At 70.9% G+C, this 13,733-nt stretch carries 14 protein-coding genes; 4 read left to right on the top strand and 10 right to left on the bottom strand.

Annotated elements, in window-relative coordinates; genetic code table 11:
* Positions 1-64 precede the first annotated feature (64 nt).
* A complete protein-coding gene (locus ACN28F_RS13020; protein ID WP_421357942.1) occupies positions 65-613 on the bottom strand; it encodes a hypothetical protein in 549 nt (182 codons plus the stop codon).
* 270 nt (positions 614-883) lie between these two features.
* Between ACN28F_RS13020 and ACN28F_RS13025 the strand changes: the two genes are divergently transcribed.
* Positions 884-1,099, top strand: a complete 216-nt coding sequence (locus ACN28F_RS13025) for a hypothetical protein (protein WP_281552882.1) — start codon at positions 884-886, stop codon at positions 1,097-1,099.
* A 104-nt stretch (positions 1,100-1,203) separates the two neighbouring features.
* Here the strand turns inward: ACN28F_RS13025 and ACN28F_RS13030 are convergent, their stop codons facing one another.
* Positions 1,204-1,920, bottom strand: a complete 717-nt coding sequence (locus ACN28F_RS13030; protein WP_421357944.1) for a hypothetical protein — start codon at positions 1,918-1,920, stop codon at positions 1,204-1,206.
* Positions 1,920-2,465: an RNA polymerase sigma factor gene (locus ACN28F_RS13035; RefSeq protein ID WP_421357946.1), complete on the bottom strand. Its 546-nt coding sequence runs from the start codon at positions 2,463-2,465 to the stop codon at positions 1,920-1,922. The genes ACN28F_RS13030 and ACN28F_RS13035 overlap by 1 nt, the downstream gene beginning before the upstream one ends.
* A 121-nt stretch (positions 2,466-2,586) precedes the next feature.
* On the opposite strand from ACN28F_RS13035, the gene ACN28F_RS13040 reads away from it, so the two are divergent.
* Together ACN28F_RS13040 and ACN28F_RS13045 are read left to right on the top strand one after the other, a co-directional pair.
* On the top strand, positions 2,587-3,165 hold the full coding sequence (locus ACN28F_RS13040; protein ID WP_421357948.1) for a helix-turn-helix domain-containing protein: 579 nt from the start codon (positions 2,587-2,589) through the stop codon (positions 3,163-3,165).
* Positions 3,162-4,385, top strand: a complete 1,224-nt coding sequence (locus ACN28F_RS13045; RefSeq protein WP_281552878.1) for a retropepsin-like aspartic protease — start codon at positions 3,162-3,164, stop codon at positions 4,383-4,385. Before ACN28F_RS13040 ends, ACN28F_RS13045 begins: the two co-directional genes overlap by 4 nt.
* 140 nt (positions 4,386-4,525) lie before the next feature.
* Here ACN28F_RS13045 and ACN28F_RS13050 read toward each other — a convergent pair whose 3' ends face one another.
* From ACN28F_RS13050 to ACN28F_RS13070, 5 genes are all read right to left on the bottom strand, one after another.
* Positions 4,526-4,936 carry a type II toxin-antitoxin system VapC family toxin gene (locus tag ACN28F_RS13050; protein WP_281552877.1) on the bottom strand — a complete coding sequence of 137 codons (411 nt, stop codon included), beginning with the start codon at positions 4,934-4,936 and terminating at the stop codon, positions 4,526-4,528.
* Positions 4,933-5,211 carry a type II toxin-antitoxin system Phd/YefM family antitoxin gene (locus tag ACN28F_RS13055; RefSeq protein ID WP_281552875.1) on the bottom strand — a complete coding sequence of 93 codons (279 nt, stop codon included), beginning with the start codon at positions 5,209-5,211 and terminating at the stop codon, positions 4,933-4,935. The genes ACN28F_RS13050 and ACN28F_RS13055 overlap by 4 nt, the downstream gene beginning before the upstream one ends.
* 138 nt (positions 5,212-5,349) lie before the next feature.
* Positions 5,350-6,294 (bottom strand): acyltransferase domain-containing protein, encoded by a 945-nt coding sequence (locus ACN28F_RS13060; protein WP_281552874.1) that lies wholly within the window; start codon positions 6,292-6,294, stop codon positions 5,350-5,352.
* An 84-nt stretch (positions 6,295-6,378) separates the two neighbouring features.
* Positions 6,379-7,200 (bottom strand): SAM-dependent methyltransferase, encoded by an 822-nt coding sequence (locus tag ACN28F_RS13065; protein WP_281552873.1) that lies wholly within the window; start codon positions 7,198-7,200, stop codon positions 6,379-6,381.
* 158 nt (positions 7,201-7,358) lie between these two features.
* On the bottom strand, positions 7,359-7,928 hold the full coding sequence (locus ACN28F_RS13070) for a TetR family transcriptional regulator (RefSeq protein WP_289212023.1): 570 nt from the start codon (positions 7,926-7,928) through the stop codon (positions 7,359-7,361).
* A 120-nt stretch (positions 7,929-8,048) separates the two neighbouring features.
* On the opposite strand from ACN28F_RS13070, the gene ACN28F_RS13075 reads away from it, so the two are divergent.
* On the top strand, positions 8,049-8,957 hold the full coding sequence (locus ACN28F_RS13075) for an SDR family oxidoreductase (RefSeq protein WP_421357950.1): 909 nt from the start codon (positions 8,049-8,051) through the stop codon (positions 8,955-8,957).
* A gap of 21 nt (positions 8,958-8,978) precedes the next feature.
* Here the strand turns inward: ACN28F_RS13075 and ACN28F_RS13080 are convergent, their stop codons facing one another.
* Together ACN28F_RS13080 and ACN28F_RS13085 are read right to left on the bottom strand one after the other, a co-directional pair.
* Complete coding sequence (locus ACN28F_RS13080; protein ID WP_421357952.1) at positions 8,979-11,282, bottom strand: IS1096 element passenger TnpR family protein; 2,304 nt, start codon at positions 11,280-11,282, stop codon at positions 8,979-8,981.
* Positions 11,283-11,335: 53 nt separating this feature from the next.
* Entirely contained in the window at positions 11,336-13,663 is a 2,328-nt protein-coding gene (locus ACN28F_RS13085) for a 2OG-Fe(II) oxygenase (protein WP_421357953.1), read from the bottom strand.
* Positions 13,664-13,733 lie beyond the last annotated feature (70 nt).

Consider the following 13,733-nt stretch of genomic DNA (forward strand, 5'->3'; position numbering starts at 1 on the left):
GAGACCGCACCTTCCTGGTTCGGCGGCCACCGGAACCGCTTGTTCGGTGGTCAAGCGTGGCTCGTTACGGCGACAGACAGGCGTCGTCGGACAGGCGGCCCACAATGAGGGGTGGCGCGGCGGTTTCCGACTGGACGTAGCCGACCAGGCAGGCACGCCCGACCGGTACGGCGTACAGGATCGTCCCCGCCGGGGCCGGGTCGGTGTACCTGGCTGGCCGTACCGCCGGGTCGTTGAAGCCGGCAGCGATCAGCGCCTGCCGGACCGCCTCCGGTGTGGTGGCCGGGAGCCGACAGTGCTCCAACGGCCCGGGACAATCCGCGCCGAACTCGCGGACGAGGCCGTCCAGCAACGCCTGCCGGCGCGGCTGCGCCGCTACCCGCTCGTCGTCGGTCACCGGCGTACGCCGGCCGAGATCCTCGGCGATGCGATCGCAGTAGTCATCGACGCTGGACGCCACCTGGGCACACACGAACTGCTCGACAGCCGCAGCAGGCCGCTCATCCGGCTCGCTTGCCGACATGCTGGCCCGCACCAGCGGTACGGCGACCGCAGCCGCGCTGGCGACCACGAACAGCACGGCGATGGGTAGCCCAATCCGGACAGCCCGCATGAGGTCACCGTACCGCCGTCCAGCGACGCTGATGGAGCGATGGGGAGACCTCATGGGCAGACACAGATCGCTCGTTGCCGCCGTACTGCCGAGTTGGTGATCGGCCGGGACACCGCCTGTCAGCGGCGACAGCTCCCGCTCTTCCCCAGCTCGACGGCCGCCGGCAACGATTGCGCTGACGGCGGACCCGACGCTGTCAGCTCCCGTGCTCCTCGAAGGTAGCGGAGCCTGCGTTCGGCAGAGTAAGCGACCTGCGTTGGTAGAGCAGAGGTGGACCTGCACGCTCGACACGCGGACGGCCGGGTGCTGGGTGTCGAAGGCAAGCTGGCCTATCGCGTCGAGGACACCGACACCAAGCATCTGCACTGGCTCCGTGACCGCATCGGCAAGGAACTGATCGATGGAGTTGTCGTGTATGCGGGCGAACGCGCCTTCCGCTGCCGCGACGACATCGCGGTCGTAGCGCTGGCTTTCCTCGGCCCGTGACGGGCGTTGCCCGCACGCCCGAGACTAGCCATCGAGGTGAGGCTGACGCACCTCAAAATCGCGTTTGAGGTGCGTCAGCCTCACCTCGACGCACAGCCGGATGCTCACTCGCCTGGTTGTGGCCACACGATCCTTGTTGGATGCGAGCCGGGCCCGGTGTAGCGCATTCTGCCGAGCGTGCCAGACAAGGTGCAGGAGGTGGCGTCGGCCGGCGCGAGGTACATCGTCGTGTAGAAGAACTGTGTCTCCGTGTCGGCGTGCGTCGAGATGACCAGGACGCTTCCTTCGGGAAACAGCTCCGGCTGCATGGCGTACCCGTCGGTGGAGACCGGTTCACCTTCAGGTCCTAGCTTGTTGAGCGCCTCACTCGTGTAGCCCCGAGCATCGACACCAGGGCAGAAGCGCTCTGGCAGGCCGGTACGCAGCTCGGTTGGTACGCCGGCCTGGCGCAGGTCGGCGGCAAGACCGGCCGGGTCGTTGAGCCGGTCCCAGTCGACCATCAGTCCTACCGAGCCGTCCGGGTTGGCGGTCACCGCGTATGCGGGGGTGGCGCCGCCGGGGCCGTCGAGCCAGATCGTCGACGCCGCGAGGGCCACCGCCACCGCTGCGGCGGCGACCCCGCCGAACGCCAGCCGCCGGTGCCGCACCCGACGACCAGCGGTACGCGGACGGCGTACCGCCGCCAAGCCGGAAGGTTGCGCGGCGTCGGACCGGGGCTGCGCGAGGATTCCGGCCAGCATCGCCGTGGCCTGGGACGATTCGGCGTCCACCCGCCAGTCGGCCACCGGATCCGCGTCGCGCATCAGTCGGTCGGTCTCCATCATCGTCCTCCTTCGTTCGCCAGCGGGGAGAGCGCGGCGTCCGCCGGCCTCCTGGTCGGAGCCGGCTCCAATACCGCCGCAAGCCGCCGCCGGGCCCGGAACAACCGCACCTTGTACGCGGTACGACTGCACCCCATGGCGGTGGCGGCGGCGGTGGCGTCGAGTCCTTCCCAGGCGGCCAACCGCAGCGCCTCCTGGTCTGCTTCGGACAGTTGCGCCAACGCTCGGTGTACCCGTACCTGGTCGATCACGGCATCGGCATGGTCGGCCGTGACCGTCTCGACGACCGCGCCCAGCCGGGTCGTCAGCCTCGCCTGCCGGTCCCGGCCCCGGATCTCGTTGCCGATCAGGTGCCGGGTGGTGGCGTACAGCCAGGGCAGCGGGTCGGTGGTCGGCACGTCCGGCAGGCGTCGCCAGGCGACGAGGAACGCCTCGCTGACGAGGTCCGGCGCGCGTTCCCGGCCGACCCGGCGGGCCGCGTACCGCATCACCGCGCCGTAGTGCCGTCGGAACAGCTCCGCGAATCGTCTCCGATCGTCGTCCATGCCTGGTCTGTTTCCGCCTCCGCCGTCGGGGTTACCGCCCGCGCGGGGGCGTCGTTGACAGCGTTGCAGCCAACTTTGTACGCTAGTACGAAATTCCGGAACAACGATCAGGGGTGACCGGGTGGCATCGGATTCAACGGAGCTGCGGATCGCCGCGCTGGAGCGGCGCGTCGAGCAGTTGGAAACGGCGGCAGGCCGGGGCGGCGGTGGGTCGGGCACCGGTCGAGCAGCCGGAAGCGAAGCGTTGGGGCTGCTCGACCGGCTACGTGAGCAGCGTGCCGAGGCCTCCGGAGAGCCGACGGAGACCGGCTCGATCACCTATGCGGGGGCAGCCGGGTTCGGCCGCCGCGAATACCAGTGGGTCATGGAGCATCGCGTCCAGGATCTCGCCGCCGCCGACTGGGCAGCCGCCGCCGGCACGCTCGAATCCCTCGGCAGCCCGGCACGCCTGGCCCTGCTCGCCGCACTGCTCGGCGCGCCACGCACCCGTACGCAGCTGCAGGAGGTGCTCGGCGAAAGTTCGACCGGACATCTCTACCACCATCTGCGCGTCCTACAGACGGCCGGCCTGCTCGCCCAGCCCCGCCGTGGCGAGTACGAGCTGACCCCGCGAGCAGTCATCCCTCTGCTGACCATCATCGCCGCAACTTCCGACCTCGACACCGGCGGCCAACCGCCGCCAGCGGAGGAGGAGCGGTGAGCCGGCACCAGGGGCTGCTGCCGAGTGGGTCCGCACGCGCCGCGTGGCGGGCGTGGACCCGGGGAGACGTCAGCGAGGTCGAACGGCTGGCGGCGCAGGTGAGCCCTCGGCAACGCGCGCACCTGCTGTTCCTCACCGACTACGTGTGCGGACGCTACGAACAGGCGCTGGCACACCACGCGACGCTGCGACCAGGGCCGCTGGGCTTCAGGCGGTTGGACGGGCTCGTCGCGCAGGCACTGCTGCATCTGGACAGACCAGCCGAAGCGGCGGCGTACCTGCGCCGGCGACGGCCGCGACGACCGACACCGCCGGACCTTCAGCTGCGAGTGGACCACCCGCTGACAAGCAGCCTCGGCCGCACCACGACACTGCCGTTCGCCGACCACGCGTTGGCGCCGTACCTGCCGGCGGTGGCCGCGACCATCGACGGCCACCAGGTGAACGCCGTCATCGACACCGGCGGGCCTTTCATCGTCATGGGCACCCCGCGCGCCGACGCGCTCGGCATCCGGCTCGTCGCCACCGGCCGGCAGCACCACGGCACCACCCGCACCGACAGCTACACCGGCCTCGCCCACGAGCTGACCCTCGGCGACGCCACGCTGACCAACGTGCCCGTCGAGGCGATGCCCACGTTGAAAGGCGGCCAGGATGTAGTGGTCATCGGCACCAACGTCCTGCAACGGTTCCTCACCACCGTCGACTACCCCGGCGAACGGCTGCTCCTGTCGCCCCGTCGCGACCCCGACGGGTCAGCCACGCATCAGGCGTTGCTCGGCAGTTGGCCCGAGGCCGCACGCATTCCGTTCCACCTGTGGAGCGACCATTACATGTTCGCCCGTGGCGGTTTCGGCGACCGCCAGGATCTCAACTACTTCATCGACTCCGGGCTCGCGTACGTCGTCCGGGGCGACGACGGATCGCCGCCCCGGCAGGCCTGCCTGTACGCGACAGCCCGGCGGTACCGCTCCTGGGGAGTCCCCCGTGCCCGCGCCGCCGGCCCGCACTTCGACACCGACGCACCGATCTCACTCGGCCCGCTGCGGCAGCAGCGGCAGTTCGTAGCCACCGCACCGGGTAGACGTGCACCGTGGGCGTCGTTCGGCGGCGTACGGATCGACGGTCTGCTGTCGCACGCCTTCCTGAGCAGGTACGCCTGGACCATCGACTTCGACCGGCACGAGTACGCCTTCCGCCAGCCGGCCCAGCTCTCGTGAGGCAGGGCGGCAAAGCAAGCCCGGCTAGATCTCGGCTAAATCGCCTGCGTCTGGCAACGCCACCATGCGGCGGCGAAAGCGGGCCAGGCAAAGTCGGCACACCCTGGGTAACGGTGGTGGCGGTACCTCGTCTTTGTGGGTCAGTTCTGGCCGGGGCTTGCTACGGGTAGTCCTGCTTCCTTGGCATGGTCGAGCAGCCGCCGGTCGTAGGTTACGAAGGCAGTGAGTGCCGTGCCGGACTCGTTGGTCAGCACCTGGGCGGTGGCCAGGTGGATGGCGTCGAGGCTGCGGAGCGTCGGCTCGGCGAACGCGGCTGCGGTCGCCCGAATCGTGCTGTCGATCTCGAGTCGGAACAGCCGTCCGACGGCAGCCGGCACGCCGATCAACGCTTGCGGAGCTGCTCGGCGCAGCGCTCTGGGCACTTCCACCTCGACGAGAGCGGAGGAGACCAGCGGCACATCGTCGTGCTTGTTGAGCCAGGAGACAAGGTCGGCGCTGCACACCTCCTGCCGAACCAGCTTGACGACGGCAGCTGAATCGAGATAGATCACCAGCGCTCCTCGTCACGCATCGCGACAAGCGAGGCGGCCACGTCCACATCCTCGTCACCGAGCTTCGGGGGAAGCGGCACAGAGCCGCCGCCGGTGGGGGCGACGGCTCGCCCCGCCGCTACCAGCTTCGCCAACACCGACCGGTCGTCGCCTACCGGAACAAGTCGGGCAATCGGGTGTCCGCGGTCGGTGATCTCGACAGTCTCGCCACCACTCACCCGAGCCAACACCTGACTCGTGTTCTGATTCAGCTCTCGGACACCGATACGCTCCATGGACACGAGTGTAGAACTAGATGTTCTACGTTTCCAGCTCCTGGTGATCCGGCGACAGCAGACAGCCGGTCGGCCGTCACCCGCCTCGTTTCCGCCTCGGCCGTCGCGGTTACCGAGCCGGGTGCAGAGCAGGCGTGGTCAGCTCGGGAAGCGACCGCGGCGCCACTGCCAGTGGCGGCCGGCGGACAGGTGGTCGACGACGGCGCGTTGCAGAACGGTACGGCGTGGTAGCGCGTCGAGCGGCGTGCTCAGGGTGCGGAACACGAACCGCAGCACCTCGACGTCGGCGTCCGGCCCGTCCTGCTCCTGGTACGGCTCCAGCTCGAACCGGCGCTGGAACCGGACGATGTTCGAGTCCGCCGGCAGGTACTCCCGCAGTTGCGGGTCGAGCAGCCACGACCCGCAGGCGAACGCCGCGTACCGCCCGTCGGGGAAGTGCCGGGGGAAGAACGCGCGGGCCGCGTCGAGTGACGCGCTGACCGCCTCCGGGGTCAGCGGCCCCGCGTCGGGGATGTGCAGTTCGATGGCGGTGTCGCTGCGGTGGTGCTGCAGCCGGCCCAGCTCGTAGAGGCCGCCGCGCACGTGCAGGGTCAGCCAGGCCTGCATCACCGGCCAGCCCTCGCCACGCATCCGCCGGTCGATGGCGAGGTTGCGGCCCAGGTCCGCGAGGGTCGCCCAGGACACGGCGTCGGCGATGCCGTGGGCGCGGTGGTACGCCCGGACGACGTCGACCAGGGCCAGGTACGCGTACACGTAGAGGTGCCGCCAGGCGGGTCCCCGGTCGCGGGGCAGCTCCGGGCCGGGTGCCAGCCAGCCGTAGCCGCCGAGGTCGGCCCGGACCAGGGCGATCGTCCGGTCGAGCAGCCAGCGCAGCTCCGGAGTCCACAGCGGCGAGTCGGGATCCGGCCAGCCGGCCATGATTTCGGCGGCGTCGTCCGGCCGCACCGCGAGCCGGTCCAGGATCGCGGGCGCGTCGGCCCTGGCCGGCAGCGGAGCCGACGGCCGGTCACCGGCGAGCCGGTGCACCCGCTCGACGTCGGCGACGGGCACCCCGAGCCGGGCGGCGGTCTCGTCCAGGTTCACCCGGACGACGCTACCGCCCAGGCCGCAGTTACCGGCGTGCTGCGGGCGACTCGCCTCCGGCAACGGCGCTGCCCGGTGCGGCGGTCAGGGAATTCGGGCGACCGCACCGTACACCGACACGTCGGCTGCCGCCGGACGTGGCTGGTCCTGCTCGTCGGCGCGCCAGTCGCTCACCACCCCGATCCCGGGTGGTACGAGGTCCAGGCCCTCCACCAGCGCGGCGAACTCGGCGCGTTCCCGGGGCCAGATGTCGGTCTGCCCGGCAGCCAGCATCCGGTCGTAGACCGCTGCGATCGGTGCCGGGAGGAAGTCCTTGGTCGCGTTGCTGACGACCAGGTAGCTGCCCGGCGGCAGCGCGTCGACAAGCTCGGCGACGACCGGCGCGGCCGCCCCTCGACCCGGCAGGAAGTGCAGTACCGCGACGAGCATCAGCCCGACCGGCTTGGACAGGTCCAGGGTGGCGAGCAGGTCGGGATGGTTGAGGATCTTGCCGGGCTCGCGCAGATCGGCCTCGATGTAGGACGTTCTGCCCTGGGTGGTGCTGGTCAGCAGGGCCCTGGCGTGCACCATCACCATCGGATCGTTGTCGACGTACACCACCCGCGACTCCGGCGCGATCGCCTGGGCGATCTCGTGCGTGTTGTCCGCGGTGGGCAGGCCGGTGCCGATGTCGAGGAACTGCCTGATCCCGGCCTCGGCGGCCAGGAACCGGGTCGCCCGGCCGAGGAAGCGGCGGTTTTCTCGCGCCGCGATCGGCGCGCTCGGCCAGGCCGCCGCGATCTGGTCCGCCGAGGCCCGATCGACGGCGAAGTTGTCCTTCCCACCGAGCCAGTAGTTGTATCGGCGGGCCGGATGCGGCACCGAGGTGTCGAGCCGGTCGAACAGCGTTGCGTCGTGGTCGGCCATGAGAACCTCCGGAACCCAGTTGAGTACGCCGGGCCGTCGGCTGTCGCGCCGACGGCCAACGGGCGACCGATCATACTGGACGGTTCGCTGTGTGCTGGCCCGGCGGGCGCACCGTCGTCCAGCGACAGCCGTCATGCCGGCAACGTACCGCACGGCAACTACCGTCGAGCAGGCGAGGTGATGGCCTGTAGTTCGCTGGCGACCTCGGCGATCAGGTCGGTGAGCGAGTCGCGGTTGCCGGGCTCGACCCAGCGGGTGTACGCGACCCGGAACACGGTGACACCCGACTCGGTCGCCAGGGTCGCCGCGGTCTGGTCAAGGCCCTTGGCGCACAGCGCGGCAACGACCGCGGCCGCCAGCGAGCCCATCTTGCGCAGCTCACGTTCCTGCAGCTCGGGACTGCTCTCGATGATGGTCTGGCGCACCCGGACCAGCTCGAGCCGGTCGGCGAAGATCTCCTCCGCCACTTGACGGAACGCGGCGACGACCGCTTCGAAGGGGGCGGCGTCCGCCTCGGTCACCGCCTTGACGAGCAGGTCCTCCAGTTGCTCGCTGCCGCCGAACAGCGCCTCGCGTTTGTCGCCGAAGAGCCGGTAGAAGGTGCGTTTGTCGAGGCCGGCACGGGTGGCGATGTCGGTGACCGTGGTCTGTTCGAAGCCGCGTTCACGGAACAGCTCGAAGGCGGCCGCCTCCAGGCGGCCGCGTGCGTCCGGTTGCCAGCGGGCCATGCCGCGATGGTATCCGATGTCACACTACGACATCTTCTTGATCCAGCCATGTCGCCTAGTGACATCACAAGGTAGGGTGATGTCACAAGGCGACATCGGCACTCACGAAGGAACACCAACATGCGCGTATTCGTCACAGGCGCCTCCGGCCACCTCGGCTCGGCGGTCGTGCCGGCCCTGATCTCCGCCGGACACGACGTCGTCGGCCTGGCCCGCTCCGAAGCATCCGCTACCGCGATCGAGAAACTGGGTGCCGGGACGCGTCGCGCCGACCTGTCCGACCTCGACGTTCTGCGCACCGAAGCGAACGCCGCCGACGGCGTCATCCACCTGGCGTTCCGTCACGACCTACTGCTCACCGGCGACCTGACCGGCGCCGCCGGTGCCGACCTGGCCGCCCTCCACGCACTCGCCGACGGTCTGAGCGGCTCCGGCAAACCGCTGGTCGGCACGGGCGGCACAGCCATGCTCGCGATGGGCGGACTCGTCGGCCGCCCCGGCACTGAACACGACGCTCTCCCGAGCGGCTACCGGGTCGACGCGGAGAACTTCGTGATCGGCCTCGCCTCCCACGACGTGCGCTCCTGCGTCGTCCGGCTCGCTCCGACGGTGCACAGCCCGCTCGACCGCAACGGTTTCGTCACCGTCCTCGTCGCCGCCGCCCGGCAGCACGGGTACGCGGCGTACGTCGGCGAAGGCACCAACCGGTGGCCGGCCGTGCACACGCTCGACGCGGCCGACCTCTACCGGCTCGCCCTCGAAAAGGCCCCGGCCGGCTCCCGCCTGCACGCCGCCGCCGACGAAGGAGTCCCCTTCCGACAGATCGCCGCCGCCATCGCCCGCAACCTCGACGTGCCGGTCCGCAGCATCAGCCCCGAGGAAGCCGACGACTACTTCGGCTTCCTCGGGCCGTTCGCCCAACTGGACAATCCGACGTCGGCCGCGAACACCCGGGAACTCCTGGGCTGGTCCCCCAGCCGCCCCGGCCTGATCGCCGACCTGCACGACGGGCACTACTTCCAGGCGTGACGTCCCCGACGCGACCAACGCTCAGCCGAGGTCCTCGGGATCCGGGGTGAGCCGGTCGCGGGCTGCCGCGTTGAACCTGGTCGTACCGAGGCCGTGCTCGACGGCGAGCTCGGTGAGGTCGCCGAGCAGTTCATCGTCCGGGCCGACCTGGTCCAGGTAGTCCATGGTTTCGCGGGCCAGGTCGGACTCCAGGTTCCAGAGCTGGTCGCTGATCGCGGTGAGCGCGGCGGACCAGGCCGCAACAGACTGACTCGGCGCCAGTTCCCACGACTCGAGTTCGGCGGCGAGAATCCGGTGCCGGTCGGCCAAATCGGACACCCACAGCGGCTGCTCGGTCAGTTGCCCGGGTCGCGCCACCGGGACGGCGGCGGTTCGCAGCGCGAACGCCCGCCGCAGGTCTTCCCCGTCGGTGGTGGTCGGCGTGATGTCGCTGAGATAGCTGCGGGCGGCCGCCCGCTCGGGGTCGGCGTAGGCGCGGTCGAACGCCTCGTCGATCTCGGCGATCCGGGCCGCCAGCACCTCGACAGCGGCGGCGGGCAGGCCCTGCTGCTCGGCCGCCCACCCGGCCCAGGCGGTGACGGCGGCACCGAGCCCGGCCCGCTGGGCAAGGGTCAGTTCGAAGGTACGTGGGACGTGTTCGCCGAGGACGTGTCCGAGCCAGACCGGCCCGATCCGGGTCGGCGCCGAACCGTCCGTCCCGGTGGAACCGGCCAGGACCTGCGCCCAGAACCGCAGGACGTCGCCGTCGACGCCCGGCAGGGGTGCGGTGGCGGCCAGGAACCCGTCGACCGCCGCAGCCCGGTCCGCCCGGGTGTGGCGGGCCGGCTCGACCGGTTCGGGCTGTGGGAGCAGGTCGACCCGCTGCGCCACGATCGGCAGCCAGGCCCGGCTCTCGGCCGGCAGGTCAGAACTGACTCGCCGGAGCACGCCGGCCAACGCCCCGGACGCCCACGCCAGGGTGGTCTCTTCCAGGATCACCGGGCCGGCGGCGGTGGCGGCGGACTTTTCCAGCACCTTCCGCAGCGCGTCGACGCTTCGAGACAGGTGGACCACGCTGACCGTGGGGGTGGGGCAGGTGGCGATCTCGACGAGGATGCCGTGTTCGGCGGCGTCGCCGAGGTAGCCGAAGGTCACCAGCACGGCCTCCTGATCACCGAAGGCGTCCCGGTAGCGCCACGCCCGCCGTGGGTCCACCTTGCCGAGCCGCTCGGCCCATGCCGGAAACGGCACTCCATGCCGGGCCAGGTCGGTCAGCGCCTTCCCCGTGACCAGGCCGGGCATCAGGTGGTTCACGGCGGCGACGAACGCCGCCACGTGCGGTCTCGGCCGCCGGTTCGCGATGGAGAGCGCCCCCATCGCCAGCCCGATCGACCCCGACGGTTGGGTCTGGTCGAACCTGGCCAGCAGCTGCGCGGTGTGGATTTCCACGTCCATGGGGTCGGCCCGGTCGCCGAACTCACGGAACGACTCAGCCTCGGCGGCGACCACGTCGGCGCTGGACTCGGCAAGTTCCATCAGCCCATCGATCGCCTGCCTGACCTGGTCGGCGACCGGCTCGGCCGGCCAGCTGCCGTCACCCGCCAGCACGGTGAACGTGTTGCCGGGTCCGCCGGGCCGGATCTCGTCGAGAGTGGCCGTGTGGCGCCACCTCCGGCCGTGGCCGTGAAAGTAGTGGAACTGGTCGCCGAGTTCGGTGGCGATCGACACCAGCCGTTCCCCGTCCGCCGGGACACCACGCTGGCCAGACCCGGGCGCGACGATCGTGTACTCGTCGGTGCGGAAGGCGTACGACCCCTCACCGGGCAGCTCGAAGGCCTCCTGAAGCATCCGGTGGGCCCGATCCAGCGGGGTGTTCGACGGGATGGCAACCCGCCGCCACACCCGCTGCGCCACCCCGTCGAGCTCGACGGTGAGCACCAGCGACGCCGGGTCGGCCGGTTCGACCGCCAGGAACGACGGTGCCGCGCAGCACCTCTTGTACTTGCGGCCGGAGCCGCACCAGCACCCGGCGTTGCGCTCCGGCGGCCAGGCGACGGTGTCGGCGCCCTGCTCACCGAGCCAGCCCACGAAACCCAGCCGGGTCTGCCGGCTGGTCGGGTCCTGGCCGGTCTGTTCCGCGTACGCCAGCAGGCCGGGCACGTCCAGCGCGACGATCCGGATCGGGCCTCGGCCGTCGGTGGACAGGGCCTGCAGCTGCTGTTGAATCTCGCGGCGGTAGTCCGCGTGGTCCCGGTAGTTGGTGGCGTCCAGCAGGCCGCGCTCCCACGCCTGCTCGTAGGCCGAGGGTGGAAAGTACGCCATCTGTCGGACGGCCGTGATCGGCATGCTCGGGTCCTCGTAGCTGTTCGGAGTGGTCGGGGTCGGACCGGCCGGCTCGGTCAGTGGGTGAGCCAGGCCAGGTCTTCCTGGGCGCGGCGGCGGGCCTCGCGTTCGCGATCGAAGAGCGCGTCGGTCTTGCGCAGCACCAGAGTGTACGGTCGCCCGCTGCGCCGGGTCTGATGGTCGACCGGCAGGTCGGCCTGGTCGATGCGGGAGTGGACGTGGCGGCGGCGCTGCTCGGCCAGCGGCCACTCGAAGGTGCGGCGCGCCGGATCGCCGAGGAACGCCACCAAGGTGGTGCACAGCTCGCAGTCGCATCCCTTGGGCAGTTCCACCGACCAGTCGTCGGCGGCCCGAACTGGCCTGGCGAGCCGCTGCTCGAGCCGCCGGGCGGCGTGCGCGGTGAGGGTGTCGAGGCCGGTCACCTGCTGCCCCGCCTGGTCCGCTGCGGTCGCGCGGGTGGCCCGCAGCGTCGACATCGCGCAGCCAAGCACGTCGTCCTCGTCTTGACAGAGGAACTCGACCGGCCCGTCAGCCAGGTCAGCCGTACCGAGGCTGGCGGCACCAGCCAGGACGACGGCGATCTGCGGCCCCAGGTCCGCGAGGTACCTGCGCCGGTCGCGGGCCGCCGGGTAGCTGAGCAGTCCTCGGGCCCGGCCGTGCAGTTCGGACCAGACGCCGGCCACCAGCAGCCGGCCGACCAGCACACCCCCGGTGTCGGAGGTGGCCCGCAGCGCCGCGCACATCGCGGGCAGCGATGCCAGCCAGTCCGGGGTCTGCTTGTCGAACAGCGACGAACGGGACAGCCAGTTCCGGCCGAACCAGCCGTTGACCCGCTCCCGGGTCCAGGACTCGCCGTAGCGGGTGGCGAGGCGGGCGAGCACCGGGGCGTCGGCCGGCGCCAGCGCCTCCACCCGCAGCGGCGCGAGCAGCATGGCAGCCAGGTCCGGCTCGTCGAGCTCCCAGGCGACCGCCAGTGCCCGCCCGGCAACAAGCTCACCGGCCGCCGGGGTGACCCGCCAGAACGAGGCGAGCGTGGCGGCGCTGCTCCGGGCACCGGCGACGTCCCCGGCCCGCAGCAGACCGGCGAGCCGGTCGAGGGCCCAGCCTGGCGACGCCTGCGCACGGATCGCGAAGGTCCACCGACGTGGCCACACGACGATCGCCGCCCGGCGGTACCACCGGTCCAACGTGTTGCCGTAGTTGCCCATGTACCCTTCGTACTCCGACGATTGGGGCGACAGGTTCGCGGTGGGCGTCGTGGCACACACCTCGTCGTCGGAAACCCGCAGCGACGTCGGCACCACCTCGCCGGACTCGTCCAGCCAGCAGTCGAGGGTCATCGACGAGTCGATGAGCTCTTCGAGCTCGTACTTGCCCGACCCGCTCCCGCCGCTGGGTTCCTCGTCGTTCCGATACCGGCCGTACCGACTCCGGCCCCGACCCCAGCGGCCCCATGATTCCTCGGGGTCGAGGGCGCTCCAGGTCTCCTGCAGCTCCGCCAACGCCAGGGTGACCTCACAACCGGCGGCCTGCGCGGCCGCCCGCACCGCTGCGGCACGTCCGACGTCGTCGCCCTTGAGCCGGTCCCAGCCCAACGCCCGCTGGGTGTACTCGTGGTCCAGCAGGTAGACCAGCCGGGCGGGCCCGTCGGCCGATTCCGCGAAGTGATCGTCCAGGCAGCCGGTCAACTCGGTGACCAGGTCCTGGCCCAGCGAGCCGGCGGCCAGGGTGACCGGGTCACCGGCGAGCAACAGGTTGTAGGTCAACACGATCCGGTGGCCCGTCGTCACCGGCGACACCTGGTGCCGACAGTCGGCGTAGAACGCGACGAAGGTCAGCTCGTCCGGTGACGATTCGTAGCTCCCGGTCCGGCCGGCGTGCTCGATCGACAGCACGCCGCCGGCCGACTCCGACGGCAACGTCACCACCAGGGTGCCGATCATCGCATCGGCCTTCTCCGAATCCTGATGTGGCGCGAAGAACTGGCCGGGCGCGTACACCAGCATCGAGTGCAGCTCGGCGACCAGCTCGCACCCCTGCGGCAGGCCGAGGTCGGCCCGGAGCTGGTCCAGCATCGGGTGGAGCGTCTCGTGCCACCGCTGTTCGTCGATGTCGACGAGGCTCGTCGGGACTTCCCACGTGTCGCGCACCCCGGCGTCCGTCAGCGTCTGCTCACCCTTGCCGAACCTGGCCGGCCGGCCAACTGAGCACAGCTGCTTCGCCTGCTCGGCGGCCGCCGGCAAGGCGATCGGCCCGACACCGCGCACCGCGAGCCTCAGACCATGGGGTGACGCGGTACGACGTGCGCTGAACGCGCCAGCCGGGCCAACGGTGCCCAGTAGCGCGGCCAGTCGGTCAGGCGGGGTCACGGGGGATGCTGGCACGCGCAGACTCTAGGCCAGACAATCCGGTAGGGCCACTCGCACGTCCGTTCAGCGGACAACCGGTGCGACA

The organism is Solwaraspora sp. WMMA2101 (assembly GCF_049179175.1).
GTDB lineage: Bacteria > Actinomycetota > Actinomycetes > Mycobacteriales > Micromonosporaceae > Micromonospora_E.

Coding starts and splice junctions, on each gene's coding strand:
- ACN28F_RS13020 (WP_421357942.1), bottom strand. CDS start 613: ATGCGGGCTGTCCGGATTGGGCTACCCATCGCCGTGCTGTTCGTGGTC.
- ACN28F_RS13030 (WP_421357944.1), bottom strand. CDS start 1,920: ATGGAGACCGACCGACTGATGCGCGACGCGGATCCGGTGGCCGACTGG.
- ACN28F_RS13035 (WP_421357946.1), bottom strand. CDS start 2,465: ATGGACGACGATCGGAGACGATTCGCGGAGCTGTTCCGACGGCACTAC.
- ACN28F_RS13055 (WP_281552875.1), bottom strand. CDS start 5,211: ATGGAGCGTATCGGTGTCCGAGAGCTGAATCAGAACACGAGTCAGGTG.
- ACN28F_RS13065 (WP_281552873.1), bottom strand. CDS start 7,200: ATGGCCGACCACGACGCAACGCTGTTCGACCGGCTCGACACCTCGGTG.
- ACN28F_RS13070 (WP_289212023.1), bottom strand. CDS start 7,928: ATGGCCCGCTGGCAACCGGACGCACGCGGCCGCCTGGAGGCGGCCGCC.
- ACN28F_RS13075 (WP_421357950.1), top strand. CDS start 8,049: ATGCGCGTATTCGTCACAGGCGCCTCCGGCCACCTCGGCTCGGCGGTC.
- ACN28F_RS13080 (WP_421357952.1), bottom strand. CDS start 11,282: ATGCCGATCACGGCCGTCCGACAGATGGCGTACTTTCCACCCTCGGCC.